Annotated in this window: 14 protein-coding genes and 1 tRNA gene; 11 read left to right on the forward strand and 4 right to left on the reverse strand. The window is 55.9% G+C overall.

Annotated features, from left to right (window positions below; genetic code table 11):
- Positions 1–46: 46 nt before the first annotated feature.
- The gene (gene glmM, locus IOB61_RS02045) at positions 47–1402 is read left to right on the forward strand and encodes a phosphoglucosamine mutase (RefSeq protein ID WP_290811430.1); all 1356 of its coding nucleotides are present in this window, start codon (positions 47–49) and stop codon (positions 1400–1402) included.
- A gap of 4 nt (positions 1403–1406) precedes the next feature.
- On the opposite strand, the gene tyrS is transcribed toward glmM, so the two are convergent.
- Complete coding sequence (gene tyrS, locus IOB61_RS02050; RefSeq protein ID WP_290811468.1) at positions 1407–2669, reverse strand: tyrosine--tRNA ligase; 1263 nt, start codon at positions 2667–2669, stop codon at positions 1407–1409.
- Between the two features lie 83 nt (positions 2670–2752).
- Here tyrS and IOB61_RS02055 point away from each other — a divergent pair, with 83 nt between their 5' ends.
- Positions 2753–3898 carry an anhydro-N-acetylmuramic acid kinase gene (locus IOB61_RS02055; protein WP_290811433.1) on the forward strand — a complete coding sequence of 382 codons (1146 nt, stop codon included), beginning with the start codon at positions 2753–2755 and terminating at the stop codon, positions 3896–3898.
- Positions 3899–4107: 209 nt separating this feature from the next.
- On the forward strand, positions 4108–4902 hold the full coding sequence (locus tag IOB61_RS02060) for an inositol monophosphatase family protein (protein WP_290811436.1): 795 nt from the start codon (positions 4108–4110) through the stop codon (positions 4900–4902).
- Here the strand turns inward: IOB61_RS02060 and IOB61_RS02065 are convergent.
- On the reverse strand, positions 4899–5813 hold the full coding sequence (locus IOB61_RS02065; RefSeq protein ID WP_290811439.1) for an ion channel: 915 nt from the start codon (positions 5811–5813) through the stop codon (positions 4899–4901). The genes IOB61_RS02060 and IOB61_RS02065 overlap by 4 nt on opposite strands.
- Before the next feature lie 309 nt (positions 5814–6122).
- Between IOB61_RS02065 and IOB61_RS02070 the strand changes: the two genes are divergently transcribed.
- The 3 genes from IOB61_RS02070 (at position 6123) to IOB61_RS02080 (ending at position 8376) form a co-directional block, all read left to right on the forward strand.
- Positions 6123–6707, forward strand: a complete 585-nt coding sequence (locus tag IOB61_RS02070) for a 5-formyltetrahydrofolate cyclo-ligase (protein WP_290811442.1) — start codon at positions 6123–6125, stop codon at positions 6705–6707.
- A gap of 11 nt (positions 6708–6718) precedes the next feature.
- Positions 6719–7543, forward strand: coding sequence for a TIGR00282 family metallophosphoesterase (locus IOB61_RS02075; protein WP_290811445.1), 825 nt, complete (start codon positions 6719–6721; stop codon positions 7541–7543).
- Positions 7544–7641: 98 nt separating this feature from the next.
- Positions 7642–8376, forward strand: coding sequence for a YebC/PmpR family DNA-binding transcriptional regulator (locus tag IOB61_RS02080; RefSeq protein ID WP_290811448.1), 735 nt, complete (start codon positions 7642–7644; stop codon positions 8374–8376).
- 56 nt (positions 8377–8432) lie between these two features.
- On the opposite strand, the gene IOB61_RS02085 is transcribed toward IOB61_RS02080, so the two are convergent.
- Positions 8433–9419 (reverse strand): toll/interleukin-1 receptor domain-containing protein, encoded by a 987-nt coding sequence (locus IOB61_RS02085; protein WP_290811451.1) that lies wholly within the window; start codon positions 9417–9419, stop codon positions 8433–8435.
- 154 nt (positions 9420–9573) lie between these two features.
- Between IOB61_RS02085 and IOB61_RS02090 the strand changes: the two genes are divergently transcribed.
- Positions 9574–10701 (forward strand): acyl-CoA dehydrogenase family protein, encoded by a 1128-nt coding sequence (locus tag IOB61_RS02090; RefSeq protein ID WP_290811454.1) that lies wholly within the window; start codon positions 9574–9576, stop codon positions 10699–10701.
- Here the strand turns inward: IOB61_RS02090 and IOB61_RS02095 are convergent.
- Positions 10698–10964 (reverse strand): DUF2283 domain-containing protein, encoded by a 267-nt coding sequence (locus IOB61_RS02095; RefSeq protein WP_290811457.1) that lies wholly within the window; start codon positions 10962–10964, stop codon positions 10698–10700. The two genes, IOB61_RS02090 and IOB61_RS02095, sit on opposite strands and share 4 nt — an antisense overlap.
- A 221-nt stretch (positions 10965–11185) precedes the next feature.
- Here IOB61_RS02095 and IOB61_RS02100 point away from each other — a divergent pair.
- From IOB61_RS02100 to tig, 4 genes are all read left to right on the forward strand, one after another.
- A tRNA-Leu gene (locus tag IOB61_RS02100) sits at positions 11186–11270 on the forward strand.
- A 320-nt stretch (positions 11271–11590) separates the two neighbouring features.
- Positions 11591–13399: a DUF1800 family protein gene (locus tag IOB61_RS02105; RefSeq protein WP_290811459.1), complete on the forward strand. Its 1809-nt coding sequence runs from the start codon at positions 11591–11593 to the stop codon at positions 13397–13399.
- A gap of 26 nt (positions 13400–13425) precedes the next feature.
- A complete protein-coding gene (locus tag IOB61_RS02110; RefSeq protein ID WP_290811462.1) occupies positions 13426–14835 on the forward strand; it encodes a DUF1501 domain-containing protein in 1410 nt (469 codons plus the stop codon).
- A gap of 170 nt (positions 14836–15005) precedes the next feature.
- Positions 15006–16490: a trigger factor gene (gene tig, locus IOB61_RS02115; RefSeq protein WP_290811465.1), complete on the forward strand. Its 1485-nt coding sequence runs from the start codon at positions 15006–15008 to the stop codon at positions 16488–16490.
- Positions 16491–16843: the final 353 nt, after the last annotated feature.

Below are 16843 nucleotides of genomic sequence, written 5' to 3' on the forward strand. Positions count from 1 at the left end.
AACCTTATACCCCTAGCCTTTAGACTGACATAAGAGGAAGTACACGATGGCTCGTCGCTATTTTGGGACCGATGGTATTCGCGGTGAAACCAACAAATGGCCGATGACAGCCGAAGTGGCCATGACCCTCGGCATGGCGGCCGGCACCGTGTTCAAAAAGGGCGAGCATCGCCACAATGTCATTATCGGCAAAGACACCCGTCGCTCGGGCTATTTGGTTGAGTTTGCGCTGGTTGCGGGTTTTGCTGCCGTCGGGATGGACGTGAAGATCCTAGGCCCTATCCCAACCCCCGCGATTGGCCTGTTGACGCGTTCGTTGCGAGCCGACCTGGGCGTGATGATTTCCGCCTCTCACAATGGCTTTGCTGACAATGGTATCAAGCTTTTTGGTGCCGATGGCTTTAAGCTGAGCGACGCGCAAGAGCAGGAAATTGAAAAGCTGTTGGACGAGCCAGATCGGATCGTTCGTGCTGCCCCCCACGAAATTGGCTTGGTCAAAAGCTTTGAAGACAGCCGCGGCCGCTATGTTGAGTTTGCCAAGGGGGCTTTCCCGCGTGGCATGAGCCTGGAAGGCCTGCGTGTGGTGGTCGATTGCGCCAATGGTGCAGCGTATCGCACGGCCCCTTGGGCGCTTTATGAATTGGGTGCCGAAGTCGTTGAAATTGGTGTTAATCCCAATGGCAGCAACATCAATGCTGGCTGTGGCTCAACCGATACGCGCCTGTTGAAACAAACCGTGTTGGAACGTCGCGCCGACATTGGTATCGCCTTAGATGGCGATGCCGACCGGATCATCATTATTGATGAAAAGGGTCGTGAAATTGACGGCGACCAAATCATCGCGGCCATTGCGCGCGACATGATTGCCGACAAAAGCTTGCGTGGTTCGGGTGTTGTGACCACCGTCATGTCCAATCTGGGGCTAGAACGCTATATCGCCGATCAAGGCTCGCAATTGATCCGTACCGGCGTGGGCGACCGTCATGTTGTCGCACGTATGCGGGCCGATGATTGTAACTTGGGCGGCGAACAATCTGGCCATATTGTGTTGTTGGATTATGCCACAACGGGCGACGGCCTAGTTTCGGCTTTGCGGGTTCTGTCCTCGATGGTGACCCATGGCAAGTCGGCCAGCGAGACCTTGTCTGTCTTTACTCCATCCCCGCAAGTCTTGAAGAATATCCGCTATAGCGGTTCTTCGCCCTTGGCAGACCCAGACATGCAGGCCCATGTCAAAAAGGCTGAGGATGCTTTGACGGCCTCTGGTGGCCGTTTGGTCGTGCGCACTTCGGGCACAGAGCCTTTGGTTCGCCTGATGGCTGAGGGCGATGATCTGAAGAAGATCACCCAATTGGTCGATGAATTGGCCTCTACCCTGCAAAGCCGCCGCTTAGCGGGCTGACGCTTCAGCCCGACAGCTTTACCATCAAATGCCGCTTCTTGCCGAGTGAGAGCTTGACCTCTTGGCCGTCGCGCAGCGCGTCTGGGATTGGCCCGGTGACGTCTTGAATCACCGCATCATTGAGCCGGAGACCACCGCCCTTGGCTTGGCGCTTAGCCTCCCCATTGGACTCAACCAAACCCGCTGCCACAAACAAGGCTGCGAGCGAGGTGGGGGCTTCAGATAGGTCGATGGATGGCAAGCCACCCTCAGCCCCGCCGCCACCAAACTGCGCTGCCGCTGTGGCTTTAGCCGCTTCAGCCGCTTCGCGACCATGCAGCATGGCGGTGGTTTCGGTTGCCAGCACAATCTTGGCCAGATTGATCTCAGACCCGCCCAGAGCCGCATAGCGGGCGATCTCGTCCAAGGGCAGATCCGTCATGCGCTTCATCAAGGGCTCGACATCGGCGTCATCGACATTGCGCCAATATTGCCAATAGTCGAAGGGCGAGAGCATGTCGGCATTGAGCCAGACTGCGCCATTGGCCGTCTTGCCCATTTTCTGCCCGGCCGCATTCATCAGCAAGGGTTGGGTGACGCCCAGAACGTGGCGCTCATCCACGCGGCGGCACAGCTCTACCCCTTGGACAATATTGCCCCATTGGTCAGAGCCGCCCATTTGCAGATTGCAGTCATAACGCCGCGACAGCTCTAGGAAATCATAGGCTTGCAGCAACATATAGTTGAATTCAAGAAAGGTGATCGGCACTTCTTGGTCGAGTCGGCGCTTAACGATGTCGAGCGCAATCATCTTATTGATGGTGAAATGCTTGCCAATTTCGCGCAGCATATCGAGCCATTTGACCTCATCCAGCCATTGGGCATTGTCGACCATGATCGCGTCACGCGGCCCGTCGCCAAAGGTCAAGAATTTCGAAAACACCGTCTGGATCGAGGCCTTATTGGCGTCAATCACCTCTTGGGTCAGAACGGGGCGGGCCTCATTCTTGTCGGAAGGATCGCCTACTTTCGTGGTGCCACCCCCCATCAAAGTGATGGGCTTGCCGCCACATTGTTGCAGGCGGCGCATCAGCATGATCTGCGTCAAGCTGCCGACATGCAGGCTTGGCGCGGTACAATCATAGCCAATATAGCCGGTTAAAGCCCGACCCCCACGCTCACTTTCAAAGGCTGCCGCATCCAAAGCTTCCAGATCGGTTGCTTGATAATAATGGCCGCGCTCCATAAGCGTTTGAACGAACGCTGATTTATGGGTCATGGCCGTCATCCTCTGATTTGGTGGTTGCATGGAAGTGGAAAGCGCGTTTAGCACGGTCTGATCCAAAAGTTCAAAGCCCGGAAGACCATTAGATGCAGAGTCACCAAAATTCAGGTCCAGAACAATCCGTCTGGGCCATTGGCCTGATGACGGGCACCGCATTGGATGGCTTTGTCGATACCGCGCTGATCCGTACCGACGGGGTTAGCGTGGCGGAGTTTGGGCCGTTTGAATTGTTTCCTTATTCCGACGCCGACCGGGCGCTCTTGGCTGAGGCGATCACCCAAGCCCGCGCGTGGGACTTTCAGGGGCCAGAGCCTGCGATCTTTGCTGAAGCCGAAGATCTGATCACACGCATTTATGCCGGCGCGGTTCTGAAACTTGTTGAAAAGGCCAAGATGCAGCCTGAGGACATTGCCTTTGTCGGTGGGCATGGCCTGACCGTTCTGCACCGCCCGCAGATAGGTGGAGGCGGGCGGACGCGGCAATTGCTGGACGGGGCAAAACTCGCCGACTTGACGGGCATCGACACAGTCTGGGATTTTCGCAGTCATGATGTCGCCATGGGCGGGCAGGGGGCACCTCTGGCTCCGATTTATCATACGGCCATTTTACGCCATGCGGGCTTGGACGGGGATACTTCCATTCTCAATCTGGGCGGTGTGGCCAATATCACGTGGTGGGACGGCGGGGATAGTTTGGCCGCCTTTGACACTGGCCCTGCCAATGGCCCCTTGAATGAATGGGTCGAAGCCCATGGCAAGGGCGTCTATGATAAGGATGGTCGCTTGGCGTCAGCTGGGCGCGTGCATGAAGGCCGCCTGTTGGAGATTTTGGACAATCCCTGGTTTGACGCCCCATACCCCAAGTCCCTCGACCGCTATGATTTTGACGCAGGGCTTGTGCGGGGTCTGTCGCTCGAAGATGGGGCTGCGACCTTGACGGCATTGGTAGCGGCCAGTCTCGACCTTGGTTTGCGCCTTTTGCCTACAAGGCCCACGCGCTTGGTGGTGGCAGGGGGGGGCCGCAAGAACCCCGTATTGATGGCGGAAATCGCTGCCCGATGTGGCGTTAGCGTCGTGGATGCTGACACAATTGGCCTGCGCGGCGATGCCATTGAGGCCGAATGCTTCGCCCTCCTCGCCGCCCGCTCTGCCCGCGGCCTACCTTTGAGCTTTCCAGGCACGACGGGGGTGGCTAGGCCTACGACGGGTGGGGTGATTTCGCGGGTTAGTTAGAGTCTTTGACTGTTCACCCCTTCACCGCCTTCGGCGGAGCTTCCCCGCGAGCGGGGAAGCGGGAGGCTGGAGCCGCTTCCCCATTCATGGGGAAGCTGTCGCGAAGCGACTGAAGGGGCTTTCCTACCACTAAGCCCCCTATCCAAGTGCGCCCTGATGGGGTAAAGGCCCCGCTTATCTGCTGTTTAATATCGTGAAGAGAGCCCCCTATGAGCGTAGTCAGTCCGCTTCTGACCGTGATGATCGCCGCCGCCCGCAAAGCTGGCAAAGCCATCAGCCGAGATTTTGGTGAAGTTGAAAATCTGCAATTGGCAAAAAAGGGCCCTTCCGATTTCGTAACTGCTGCCGACCTCAAGACCGAAAAAATCCTGTTTGAAGAGCTGAGCAAAGCGCGCCCCGGCTATGGTTTTCTGGGTGAAGAGCGCGGCATGGTTGAGGGCACCGACAAGACCAATCGCTGGATTGTCGATCCCATCGATGGCACCACCAATTTCGTCCACGCCATTCCGCATTTGGCCATCTCTATCGCGCTTGAACGCGAAGGCCGCTTGGTGGCTGGCGTTGTCTATAACCCAATCACCGATGACCTCTATTGGGCCGAAACCGGGCGCGGGGCTTTCCATAATGACAAGCGTTTGCGGGTTGCGGCGCGCAAGACGTTGAGCGATTGCGTTCTGGCGACCGGCATTCCGTTTCAGGGCAAGCCCGGTCATGCGCAAATGTTTAAGGAATTGCATCAATTTACCCAGCGCGTGGCGGGTATTCGCCGCTTTGGGGCCGCTTCGCTCGATCTGGCGTGGGTGGCTGCTGGCCGGTTTGACGGGTTCTGGGAACATGATTTGAAGCTGTGGGATATTGCGGCTGGCGTTGTGCTGGTGCGCGAGGCTGGTGGCGTGTGCGCCGAAATCTATGGCGGGGACTTTATGGAAACCGGCTCTATCGTTGCGGCGAATGAAAAGATTTTGGCCCTGATGAACGAGCGACTATTGGCGGCAAAGAGCTAAGTTTTCGCCATCTTCCCCTCTGTTTGCGGACGGGTTTGGCTGAGATTATTAAGATTCATCGATATCTTATTGCCGACCCGTTCCATCATGTCGACAAACTGATGTCCAAGCTGGATTTGGTCTGCGGTGTAATGGTGGAGCGCGAAGACTGGCGCGGTGAGGGTATCATCCGTCCCTGAAACCATAATCATGATGCGCGCACCGATTTGGGCCTGCGCATCGGCTTCAAAGTCAAAGCCCCATAATGGGCTTGCCTCATCAATCACATGCATCAAGGTCCAACTAAGGCCGAAGACGGGGATGCGGTCGCGCACCAGTTTCAGCTCTTGATTGGCATAGGTGGATATCCCTTCCGGCGAGATATATTCGCAAACATAAGTGGCCCGTGCTGTAACATCTTGGATCAGGTTGGACCGGCCATGGGCCACGCGGATCATCAAGGTTGGAATGCCGTCAAACCGGCAAACGACAGCCTTGTCGGCAAACACAAAGCGCGCATTGGGCCGCGCTAAACGCACAAACAACACACCGGTGATGACAGCTGTCGACAAGAGGCCGACCAAGATTTGCGTCGTCGATAAGATATGGCCCATCAAGCTGTGCGGGGCCATCGCGCCATAGCCAACGGTGGCAAAGGTTTCGACCGAAAAGAAAAAGGCATTGATGAAATCGCCCGCCGCGAGGTTCGCGACACTGCCCGGAAACGCAAAATAGAGCGCGCCAAACAGCAAATTGACTGAGATATAATAGACAAATACGGCCCCCAAAAAGCTGGGCCATGAGAGCGACAAAGCCACATGATACGGGTCACTCCAGTCAAACCGCTTTGTGCCGATGCGCGTAACCGTCAATTGCCCAAGGCGGGTTGTGGTTGTGGGCAATGGCTTTGCATGGACATCTTCTTTCTGCATGGCCCTCTCCCCGATGGCTTTTCGCGATATTACGCACATGTCTGGCCGCACTTCTACTGGCCAAGCCCTTGCAAGCTAGCCCCATCAGGCATACCTAAGCCTTTGGTGGTTCTGTGGTTCGCGTGGGAAGTCTACGTCCCGCCGACCTAACTCACTCGTCGGGAGCTGGCGCTGGTTGGAACCGTGGTTCCTGTCATCTGGCACCCACCTGGTTATCCAGGTCGCACGGGGACGAGTTACCTTCTCACGGTCCTTGCGGATCCACCAACCTTTTTCTTTTTCATCAGCCTTTTTATGGGTTTGGCAGCGATGATTGAAGTCAAATCTGAACTTCGATCGGCTCTGATCGCAGCCCGTATCAAGGCTCAGAGTGAAGAGCTTGAGGCAGGGGCTGGGCTTGTGACACAAGCTTCTACCTTGCTTGCAGGCATTCCGGGCCGCGTGGTTGCGGGCTATATCCCGTTCAAAACCGAAATTGATCCCCGTCCATTGATGCGCGCTTTGGCAGCCCAAGGCGCAAAACTTTGTCTGCCGCGCACGCCGCCAAAGGGCGGAGAGGGGGCTGGCTTGACGTTTCATCTGTGTGATCCCGAGGATCCAAGCGAGCTTGAAAAAAGCACGTGGGGCGTGATGGAGCCCAAAGCTTATCTGCCTCAGGTTCGGCCCGATGTGGTTCTTGTCCCCCTTTTGGGCTTTGACCGCTGGGGAAATCGTTTGGGGCAAGGGCAGGGCCATTATGATCGCACCTTAGAAGGCTTACGCGCTGAAGGTGTTGTGCTTGCGGTGGGCGTTGCCTTTGCTGCCCAAGAAATCGACCACATTCCGATTGAACCTCATGATCAGCGCTTGGATTGGATTATCACGCCGATTAAGGCATACCCCATCGCAACATAGAGTGGGATAGAATGAGACTTGCTTTTTTTGGCGATGTGGTGGGCCGGGCTGGCAGAGTGGCGCTTTGCGAGCGCTTGCCGGACTTAAAGCGGCGCTTGCGCCTCGATTTTGTTGGTGTGAATGCGGAAAATGCTGCTGGCGGCTTTGGCCTGACTGAATCGATCGCCAATGAATTGTTTGAGGCGGGGGCGGATTGCTTGACCCTTGGCAATCATGCGTGGGACCAGCGCGAGGCGATTGCCTATATTGACCGCGAGCCGCGCCTCTTACGGGCGGCCAATTATCCACCTTTGACACTGGCACCCGGCCGCGGGGCTAATCTGTTTCAAATGGGCGGCCGCAATGTGCTGGTCGTGACCGTCATGGGCCGCGTCTTCATGGATGCGCTCGACTGCCCGTTCAGCGCGGTGGAACGTGAGGTGAGCGCAAGCCCCTTGGGTCTTGTTGCCGATGCGGTGATCGTAGAAGTGCATGGTGAAGCCACCAGCGAGAAGCAGGGCATGGGCCATTTCCTCGATGGGCGGGCCAGCCTTGTGTTTGGCACCCACACCCATGTGCCAACGTCGGATACGCGCATTTTGCCCGGTGGCACGGCGTTTCAGACAGAGCTTGGCATGTGTGGCGATTATGACAGCGTGATCGGCATGAATAAGCATATCGCGGTACGCAAGCTCTCTTCTCGCATGCCCTATCAGCGCCATGAGCCTGCCGAAGGCCAGGGCTTGGCGTCAGGCATCTTTGTTGAGACGGATGATAAGACAGGCCTTGCCCTGCGGGCTGAGCCGATACGTGTCGGGGTCGGGCTTAAGCAAACCGTGCCTCTCGTGGATGGCTAGCCAAGCGCCCAACAGCACCATCGTGTGGCACTTTCCACCACACCCTGCTACATCGCAGCCCGCAACCCACCTACCCAACGCAAGAGATAGACCCGACCATGGCCGGCCATTCGAAATATAAGAACACCATGCACCGTAAAGGGCGCCAAGACGCCTTGCGCGCCAAAGCCTTTACCAAGATCGCCCGCGAAATCACCACGGCTGCCAAACTGGGTGCACCAGACCCTGCCATGAACCCCCGTCTGCGTTTGGCTGTTACCAATGCACGCGCTGTCTCCATGCCAAAGGACCGCATCGAACGCGCCATCAGCCAAGCTTCGGCGGCAGGTGGCGAAGATTATAAGATGGTGCGCTATGAGGGCTATGCCCCGGGCGGCATTGGCCTGATCATCGAGACTTTGACCGACAACTTGAACCGCACCGGCGGCAATATCCGCAGCTATCTGAGCAAAGCGGGCGGCAATCTCGGCACCACCAATTCGGTTATCTCAGGCTTTGATCGCGTGGGCGAGATTTTCTATCCTGCCTCTGCCGCCAGCGAAGACGATATGATGGAAGCCGCCCTCGAGGCTGGGGCCGATGATGTGGAAAGCGATGCCGACGGCCACACCATCACCTGTACGTTTGAGACCTTGAGCGAAGTCTCCACCGCCTTGGCCGAACGCTTTGGCGACGCAGAAGCGGCCAATGTCGTCTGGCGGCCCCATGCCCGTATTGAGGTGACGGGCGATGCCGCAACCAGCCTGCGCAAACTGATCGACATCTTAGAAGATGACGATGACGTCCAAAACGTCTTTGGCAATTATGAGATGGAAGAAGACGAGGGGGATTAGCGCGTCGAGCAGTATTTACCTCATCAACTTACGTACCGAAATAAAGGGACATAAGTTCACTCATCTTGAGGTCGTGCTCTATTTCTTAAAAGTCTCGCTTCTCGTTCCATGATACTCGGACCTCTGATATCGAGAAACATTTGAAGTTCTTCTAGTGCCAAGTGCGTGTCCTTCGATAGCGGATAAAGCTCGCGCAAAGCTGGATGGAAGGCATATTGTTTTGATAAGTGTCTCAGCCTTGCCAAACTAGTTTGAACCTGATCGATGGTCCCTGATCTTGTTTCGCGATAGGTTTCGGCGATCAATTCTGCGAGCCAAGGCAATTCGTCCCTGAAGTAACTTGCGAAAAAGAGAAGTACGAATGGGCCTTCGTCACTTTCGTTTAGAAGGAGACTAATTTCCCTCGCTGCAAATGGGTGAAACCTTGAGCGTCTGCGCCTAATCATCCCTTCGCGATCACTTCCGTCGCCACTAATGTCTCGCATCCTTAAGCTAATGCCTCTGACGCCAGATACTAGCTCCTCTAGGATTTCGTCTTGATTTCTTTTTTGTTTATGTGGTTGTACTTTATCGGGAATTTTGTCTAGATCTTCCTTGAGTCTCGGCCAAACCGTCGGAACAAGTTGCTCTACAATTTGTGGATTAGCTCGATTTTCGGCAACCTTATTTATCGCCCTGACGATTTCGAGTAGACCACCTTCCTCAACCTTTTGCGCTTGAAACTGGGATAGCGGCCCACTTAAGTCACTCAATTCCAGACCCAAAAGCAACGGAATTACTTTGCCTTCCATAATGGATTTTGAAAGTGCACCTGCTTCAAACAGAATCCACTCTGAGTTCTTGTTTTCTGGTGTGATGCATATGATTCCGAAGTTTGCAGCCTCAAGTTCGCCAGCAATCGTTTGGGCCCATCGGTCCCCAGCCGAAATATCCTTCTCAGAAACAAACGGGGTTACGTACTGAAGCACCATTGGTAACCAGCCATGCAGTGCATTAGCTAGGTCCTTGCTTCGGCTACCGCTCCAACTAATGAACACCTTCATTCAGACTTATTCCTCCACATGCATCAAAATCGTGTAGCTATCTAAAATAAATTTCAATAGATAAGATTCTTTAGATGGTAAATTTGTCAATCTGCTCGCAGAGATGTTTCATTCATCAGTTGTCCCTTGCGGTGCATTCAGGCAGTGTAGGCCCATGACAGACCTACTCGCCCAAGCCCATGCCCTGAAAGCCACAGTCGCCGCACGTGCCGATGAGATTGATTCTGCGCGGCGTTTACCGGCAGACCTTGCAAGAACACTGGCGGATGCAGGCTTTTTCCGCATGGCGCTGCCAACAGATTATGGCGGGCTGGAACTTGCGCCTGCGCGGATGATTGAGATCATTGAAGTGATGGGCAATGCCCATGGCTCTGTCGGGTGGTGCATCATGATTGGTGCGACCACGGCGATCAATGCAGCCTATCTGCCAGATCATCATGCGCGCACAATCTGGGCGGACCCCACGATCATTACAGGCGGTGTGTTTGCACCCAAGGGCAAGGCGGTGCGCGAGGGCGATCAGTACCGCGTAACGGGGCGGTGGAATTGGGGCTCTGGCAGCGCCAATTGTGCGTGGCTTGTCGGTGGGGCTTTGACCATGGGTGATGGGCCACCCCAAGCGCGCATGATGTGGTTTGAGCGCGATCAAGTTGAACTCATCGATACCTGGCATGCTATGGGCATGAAGGGCACGGGCAGTGGCGATTTGGCGGTGACCGATGTCTTGATCCCGGCAGACCGTTCGGTCTCGCTGAGCGACGATAAGGCGCGGATTGAGCGGCCGCTTTATGCCTTCCCGGCGTTTGGGCTACTCGCCATGTCGATTGCTGCCGTAGCACTCGGCAACGCCCGTGGCGCGATTGATGATTTAGTCGGGCTTGCCGGCGGCAAAGTGCCGACAGGTGCCCGTCGCCCCTTGGCAGAGCGGGCCTCTACCCAAGTCGAAGTCGCCAAGGCCGAGGGCCTGTTGCGGGCTGCGCGCACCTATCTGCTCGATAGTGCCGAGACCGCCTATGAAGGGGCCAGCCGAACCGGGGTCTTGACGCTGGAAGATCGCGCGAACCTGCGCATTGCGGCCACGCACGCGGTGCGCACCTGTGCCGACATCACCCGCATGATGCATGATCTGGGCGGCGGCACTTCTGTCTATGAGAGCTGCACCCTGCAACGCCGCTTCCGCGACGCACATGTCGCCACCCAACATATCATGGTCGCCCCCGGCTCACTGGAACTGGCCGGCCGCGCGCTCTTAGGCATCGAAGGCGATTACGGCCAGCTTTAATTCGCTGAACCGGCGTGGCCCATCGGCCCCACAGGGCCCGGGGCGTATAATTGCTGGGTGAGTTGCTCGGTCAAAAGGGCAAGTCGGTTTTGCCACTGTGCGTTGAAATTCAGCACCGTCATGCTCACCAAACGGCCATCGGCGATCTGATGGCTCCAGACAATGCCATTCTCGCCTTCCGACGTGTAGCTCGGCCCGGTCAGCTTGGTTGAGATATACAAAACATCCGCGTTTTTATCGTAAGCGACATCAAAGTCCGACATTTTGCTTTCTGGCCCTGCAAGGTTCTTGCATCCCAGTAAAGCAGAATTTGATGGCAATTCCCAGCAAATTTGACCGTTTTGGCTAAGGAGCGCCTTACTTTACCACGTTTGCACTATGCTCTCTGGACCTTAGATCCGCAGTTAGCGACCGGGCAGGGCAGCCGGCCCTGCACCCCTTGGTTGACCCGCGCGCCAGCTTGGCCCAAAAGCGCCATCGGAACGCGGTCGTGGCGGAACTGGCAGACGCACTGGATTTAGGTTCCAGCGCCGCAAGGCGTGGGGGTTCGACTCCCCCCGACCGCACCACGTACGAGGGGAAACGGGCGACGCAGCCTTATTATTCCCGATCGCCCCCCGCTTTAAACTTAAGTCAAATTGCTCAGGGTGGGACAAAACATCCGGTCCATTCAGTGCCATGAACTGCGGGGGCAAAACGATATCGGAATTGATCGTATACCCCCTAGTTTATAGGGTTCTTTTGTTTTCGTTTCCAAAAATCCTTAGCGAGTTACCATGGGTCTCCTTAACCTTAGAGCTTGAATTCCCATTTACTAACTTCATTGAGTCTTTGTTCAAATTGCAGTTTTAGATTGCGGCCTGGGTTCTCCAGATGGGGTTGCTGGGTCATGTTTGTATCGTTTCTGCCCAAGGCTCGTGTTGCTCTCTTTCTTTGCGCGGCTGCGCTTCTATCGTCGTGTGGCGGTGGAGGAGGGGACAGTTCGCTCCAGTCCTCTGGCCAGGGCGTCGGCGCTGGTGGTTCTCCGCCCGCCCTCCCGCCACCGCCCGGACCAAATGCAGATAAGCCTGCGACGCGGGTAGAAGCTGCGCGCTTCCTCAACCAAGCAACTTTCGGGGCCACTGGGGCGGATATCGATCGTGTCATGTCCATCGGCTATTCTGCTTGGATTGATGAGCAATTCGCGATGCCGAGGGGCCGGACCTTTAGGAATTGGTATCTGGAAGATGGCGTCAATTCCAATCGCGCTGAATATCTTGATCCCAATTCAGACCGGGAAAGTGCGGCTTGGTTTACCCGGGTTACGCGTGAGCCAGACCAATTGCGTCTACGCATGGCTTGGGCGTTGTCGCAAATATTTGTGATCAATGGCGGAACCCTGATGGGGGGAACAGCACTGCCTGTCTGGATGGATCTCACCGCAGACAATGCCTTCGGCACGTATCGAACGATGTTGGAGAAAGTCACTTTTAGTCCAGTCATGGGCAATATGCTCAGTTATCTCTGGAACCGCGACAGCAATGGTGCGGTGCCAGACCAGAATTATGCCCGCGAGATCATGCAGCTTTTCTCCATCGGTCTGTGGGAACTCAACCAGGATGGTACGCCAAAGCTTGATTCCGCTGGCAATCGGATCCCAACATACACCCAAGCAGATGTTGTAGGATTGTCTTCTGTCTTTACCGGCTTAGCCCTTGCCACGGGGGGAGATCGCAAAGGGACGTGTATCGGCTATAATGGCAAGCCAGCTCAAGGTGAGCCTGAGTATATTGCGTGCGAGTTGTCGGTCTGGAACTGGACATCGACTAAGGCAAAAAGCTTCCTCGGTGTTTCCATTGCTGCTTTGGACGTGGCAAAGCTGCCCGCCAATAGCGAGGCTACCATTCAAGCCTATGGTCGCAAAAACATTGGCATTGCCTTGGACACGCTCGCCAACCACGCCAATACGCCACCCTTTATCGCGCGCAACCTCATTCAACGTTTCACAACCAGTAATCCAAGTCCTGCCTATGTTCGGCGGGTTGCCGATAAATTTGTTGATAATGGAAATGGTGTCCGCGGGGACTTTAAGGCCGTCTTGAAGCAAATCTTGCTCGACCCCGAGGCACGCGACCCTTCCCAGCAGGATAAAGCGATCTACGGAAAGCTTCGCGAGCCCCTGTTGGCACAGGTCCATTATAGCCGTGTGTTGCGAGCTAGTGACGGCAAAGGCAATGTGTGGGCAGGCTCTGGCGGCTGCAAAGATTATCACGGGGTGATTTCTGAACTTGAGCGGCCCTATGCGGCACCAAGCGTGTTCAACTATTATCGGCCCGGTTTCTCCCCAGCCTCGGGCGAGGCTGCCCGCCGCAATCTGGTTGTCCCCGAAATGCAGATCACCGACACGGTCGCGGTCATGGACTGGGCGACCTATGTCAAGCAGACGCTTGATCGGGGTGGAACGGGGTGTTCGGGTGGGGCGCGTCGTCAGAACACCTTTGATTATGGCGAATTGCTGCCATTTGCTGACACGCCGACTGTGCTGGCCGATGAGGTTTTGTTGCGCTTTGCAGCGGGCTCAGACACCGCCACGCTGCGCGCCAATCTGGTCCGTGCCATTGAGAGCGTCAGCGGCACCACCAGTGCTGATCGGATCAACCGGATCAAGATCGCCGTCATGCTGACTTTGCTCAGTCCAGAATACCGGGTCCAGCGGTGAGTGAGATGGGAGATCAAAAGATGCACATGTCAGACGCAGTCCAGATCAATCGTCGCCGTTTCTTGGGTGGTGCAGCCCTCTTGGGTGGGTTTTCACCTTTAGCTTTGCAGATGGCAGCCACCTCGGCCAATGCGCAAGCCAATAGCTACCGGGCGTTGGTTTGCCTCTATTTGGATGGTGGGCTGGATCATTACCACACGCTGATCCCCTGTGATCAGACCAATTATGCGGCCATAGTGGCGCAACGCTCTGGCATTAACATGCCCCAGCTGAGCGCCTTGACGCCTGTGACAACCCGAACATCGCAAGGCGGGCGGCAAGTGGCGTTTCATCCGGTCCTGACCCAGACCAAGAACCTCTATGATCAGGGCAAGCTTGCTGTTGTTTATGGCCATGGCAATCTTGATGCACCGGTAACGCGGGCTGATCTCGAAACGGGCCGCGCGAAATTGCCGTGGGCGGTCGGGTCCCACAATGACGGCAATGCCGCCATCCATACCTTTGGCCTGGAGGGTGCACGTTACGGCTGGGGCGGCCTTGCGATGGATTCGCTTCAGGCTTCAAACCCAGACACGATGTTTGCCTCCATCGGCATTGGTAATTTGAATAATGCGTTCAGTGACGGGCGATTGGTTCGGATGATCAAGGCAGACACACGGGGCCGGGCGACCAATATTTCTGGCTTGGAAGGTCCCTTGTTTGGATCCAGCGTTGCCTCTGCCGAATTAGACGCCATTCTACGCCGCGCCGATATGACCAATGCGTTGGACAAGGATTATCTGGAGGTCAACCAACGCGTGATGAGCTCCTATCGTCGTTTAGGGGAGGCATTTGCCGCAACCCAATCGCTCGCCCCGATTCCAACTGACACGACCTTGCCCAATTATGCTGTTGCTTGGCGGGACAATGATGTAGCCGCTGCCCTGCGTACGGTGGTGCGCTGCATCGCGTCGCGGGCGACGTTGAATGTGAATAGGCAGGTGTTCTTTATCAATATGCGCAATTTCGACACGCATGGGAATATGGCCAATGACTTGGAGAAGCGCAATTTCTTGAGGCTTGATGCCGCGCTGGGCTATTTTTATGCCGCGCTGACATCGATGGGACTGGAGAATAATGTGACCTTGTTCACCACCAGCGAGTTTGGCCGATCCTTAAAGTCCAATGGCGATGGGACAGATCATGGCTGGGGTGGGGTGAGCTTTGTGATGGGGGGCGCGGTTAAGGGTGGCGACATCTATGGCAATTTGGTGGATGTGAACCCCGCAGGACCCGGCTTTCTCGCAACGAATGGTCCGCCGATTTCCATACCCACCATCGCAAACCAACAATATTGCGCGACCCTTGCCAGCTGGCTCGGGGTCCCCGATGCAATTTTGCCGACGATATTCCCAAATCTGAACCGGTTTGCCTCTACAAAGCTCGGATTCTTATAAGGCTGGCACTCAGCGCCTAGGTGTCGGGGCAGGGCTTCTTGCCAAACCAATTGTCTGTGCGCGGCATAGACATCTGCGCCACATCGTGGCATAGGCGCGCACCTTGCGGGCTTAGGCCCCAGCGCTATTCCATCAACCCGCGTAATCCGCTTCCTTTTTAGGACATCATCATGCAAATCGTCGAAAAATCTGCAGAAGGCCTCAGCCGCGTCTATGGCGTCACCTTTGCCGCCAGCCTGATTGCCACGCGCACCGATGCCAAGATCGCAGAATTGGCCCCTCAATTGAACATCAAGGGCTTCCGCAAAGGCAAAGTCCCCGTCGTTCATGTGAAGCGCATGTATGGCAAGTCCATTCTGGGTGAATTGTTGAATGAACTGGTGCAAGAAGGCATTGAAGGCACGGTTTCTTCTAATGGCATCCGCGCCGCTAGCCAGCCAGATGTGAAGAATTTGGGCAATCTGGCGGATGTGATGGACGGCAAAGCCGACCTGACTTTCGACGTCGAACTCGACATCATGCCAGACTTCACCCCAGCCGATCTGCAAAGCCTGTCGGTCACCCGCCCGGTCGCCGAAGCCACCGAAGCGGAAATCGACGAAGCCTTGGCCGAGATTGCCAAACAGTCGCAATCCTTTGAAGTGAAAAAGGGCAAGGCCGCCAATGGCGATGCGGTTGTCTGTAACTTCGTTGGCAAGATTGATGGCGTTGAGTTTGATGGCGGCAAGGCCGATGGCTCTACCGTTGTTCTGGGCTCTAACACCTATATTCCAGGCTTTGAAGAGCAATTGGTTGGCGTGAAAGCGGGCGATGAGAAGGTCTTGAACGTAACCTTCCCAGTTGAATATGGCGTCGCCACTTTGGCCGGAAAAGCTGCAACCTTCGACGTCACCGTGGTTGAAGTCAAAAAGCCAGTTGAGACCAAGATTGACGATGACTTGGCCAAAAACATCGGCCTGTCGGACCTTGCGACCCTGAAGGACGCGATCAAGAAGAATATCGAAGATCAATTGGCGCAATTGTCGCGTCAAAAGGCCAAGCGCTCGTTACTCGACGCTCTGGACGCGACCCACAGCTTCGAATTGCCACCCAAAATGTTGGCAGCTGAATTTGAAGCCATTTGGGCGCAAGTGACGCAAGATAAGGCCGCCGGCAATGAAGATCCCGAAGATGCAGGCAAGTCCGAAGACGAGCTGAAAGCCGAATATACCAAGATTGCTGAGCGTCGCGTGCGCTTGGGCCTCGTCTTGGCAGAACTCGGCCGCGTCAATGGCGTGGAAGTTAAGGACGAGGAAGTGGCCCGCGCCATCCAAGCCGAAGCTTCGCGTTATCCCGGCCAAGAGCGTCAAGTCTATGAGTTCTTCCAAAAGAACCCCAATGCGGTCGCAAGCCTGCGTGCGCCTTTGTATGAAGAAAAGGTCGTCGACTTCGTGTTGCAAATGGCCAAGGTTACAGACGTGACCGTAACCCGCGCCGAACTTGAAAGCGAAGATGAAGTGGCCCCAGCCGCAGAGGCCAAGCCTGCCAAAAAGGCCCCTGCGAAAGCGAAGGCCAAGAAGGAAGCTGCCCCTGCCGAGGAAGCACCTGCTGAAGCCGCTGCCGAAGAAAAGCCAGCACCAAAGAAAAAGGCTCCCGCCAAGAAAAAAGCCGACTAAGCTTTTTTCTTTCTCTCCCGTGCAAGGCCCCGGTCAGACGACCGGGGCCTTTTGCTTTTCCCGCCACCCCCCCATATGCGCTGTCATCCTAGCTGCAACGAAGTGGAGAGCGGGGACCTTGTGGGATTTTGCGGCGGGGGATGGCGACCCGGTAGCGCTTCTTTCCTTTCTGGAAGGCTTTGGTGCAGGCTTTGCCTACACCAAAGGCCAGACGTTATTGTTCGTGGGCGATTTGACGCGACAAATCGCCCGAGCACGATGAAGGAAGCGGTTTGGTGACCAGAATGGGCACCAAAACGCTTCTAGATAGAAACTCTCCCCACCCCCACAATGTCATCCCCGCCGAAGCGTGA

The organism is Aquidulcibacter sp. (assembly GCF_020253525.1).
Classification (GTDB): Bacteria; Pseudomonadota; Alphaproteobacteria; order Caulobacterales; family Aquidulcibacteraceae; genus Aquidulcibacter.

Excerpts from the sequence above, each read along its gene's own strand:
- IOB61_RS02060 (WP_290811436.1), top strand. The coding sequence starts at position 4,108 with ATGAGCGTAGTCAGTCCGCTTCTGACCGTGATGATCGCCGCCGCCCGC.
- IOB61_RS02085 (WP_290811451.1), bottom strand. The coding sequence starts at position 9,419 with ATGAAGGTGTTCATTAGTTGGAGCGGTAGCCGAAGCAAGGACCTAGCT.
- IOB61_RS02055 (WP_290811433.1), top strand. The coding sequence starts at position 2,753 with ATGCAGAGTCACCAAAATTCAGGTCCAGAACAATCCGTCTGGGCCATT.
- glmM (WP_290811430.1), top strand. The coding sequence starts at position 47 with ATGGCTCGTCGCTATTTTGGGACCGATGGTATTCGCGGTGAAACCAAC.
- IOB61_RS02080 (WP_290811448.1), top strand. The coding sequence starts at position 7,642 with ATGGCCGGCCATTCGAAATATAAGAACACCATGCACCGTAAAGGGCGC.
- tig (WP_290811465.1), top strand. The coding sequence starts at position 15,006 with ATGCAAATCGTCGAAAAATCTGCAGAAGGCCTCAGCCGCGTCTATGGC.
- IOB61_RS02095 (WP_290811457.1), bottom strand. The coding sequence starts at position 10,964 with ATGTCGGACTTTGATGTCGCTTACGATAAAAACGCGGATGTTTTGTAT.
- IOB61_RS02090 (WP_290811454.1), top strand. The coding sequence starts at position 9,574 with ATGACAGACCTACTCGCCCAAGCCCATGCCCTGAAAGCCACAGTCGCC.
- tyrS (WP_290811468.1), bottom strand. The coding sequence starts at position 2,669 with ATGACGGCCATGACCCATAAATCAGCGTTCGTTCAAACGCTTATGGAG.
- IOB61_RS02070 (WP_290811442.1), top strand. The coding sequence starts at position 6,123 with ATGATTGAAGTCAAATCTGAACTTCGATCGGCTCTGATCGCAGCCCGT.
- IOB61_RS02110 (WP_290811462.1), top strand. The coding sequence starts at position 13,426 with ATGTCAGACGCAGTCCAGATCAATCGTCGCCGTTTCTTGGGTGGTGCA.
- IOB61_RS02105 (WP_290811459.1), top strand. The coding sequence starts at position 11,591 with ATGTTTGTATCGTTTCTGCCCAAGGCTCGTGTTGCTCTCTTTCTTTGC.
- IOB61_RS02065 (WP_290811439.1), bottom strand. The coding sequence starts at position 5,813 with ATGCAGAAAGAAGATGTCCATGCAAAGCCATTGCCCACAACCACAACC.
- IOB61_RS02075 (WP_290811445.1), top strand. The coding sequence starts at position 6,719 with ATGAGACTTGCTTTTTTTGGCGATGTGGTGGGCCGGGCTGGCAGAGTG.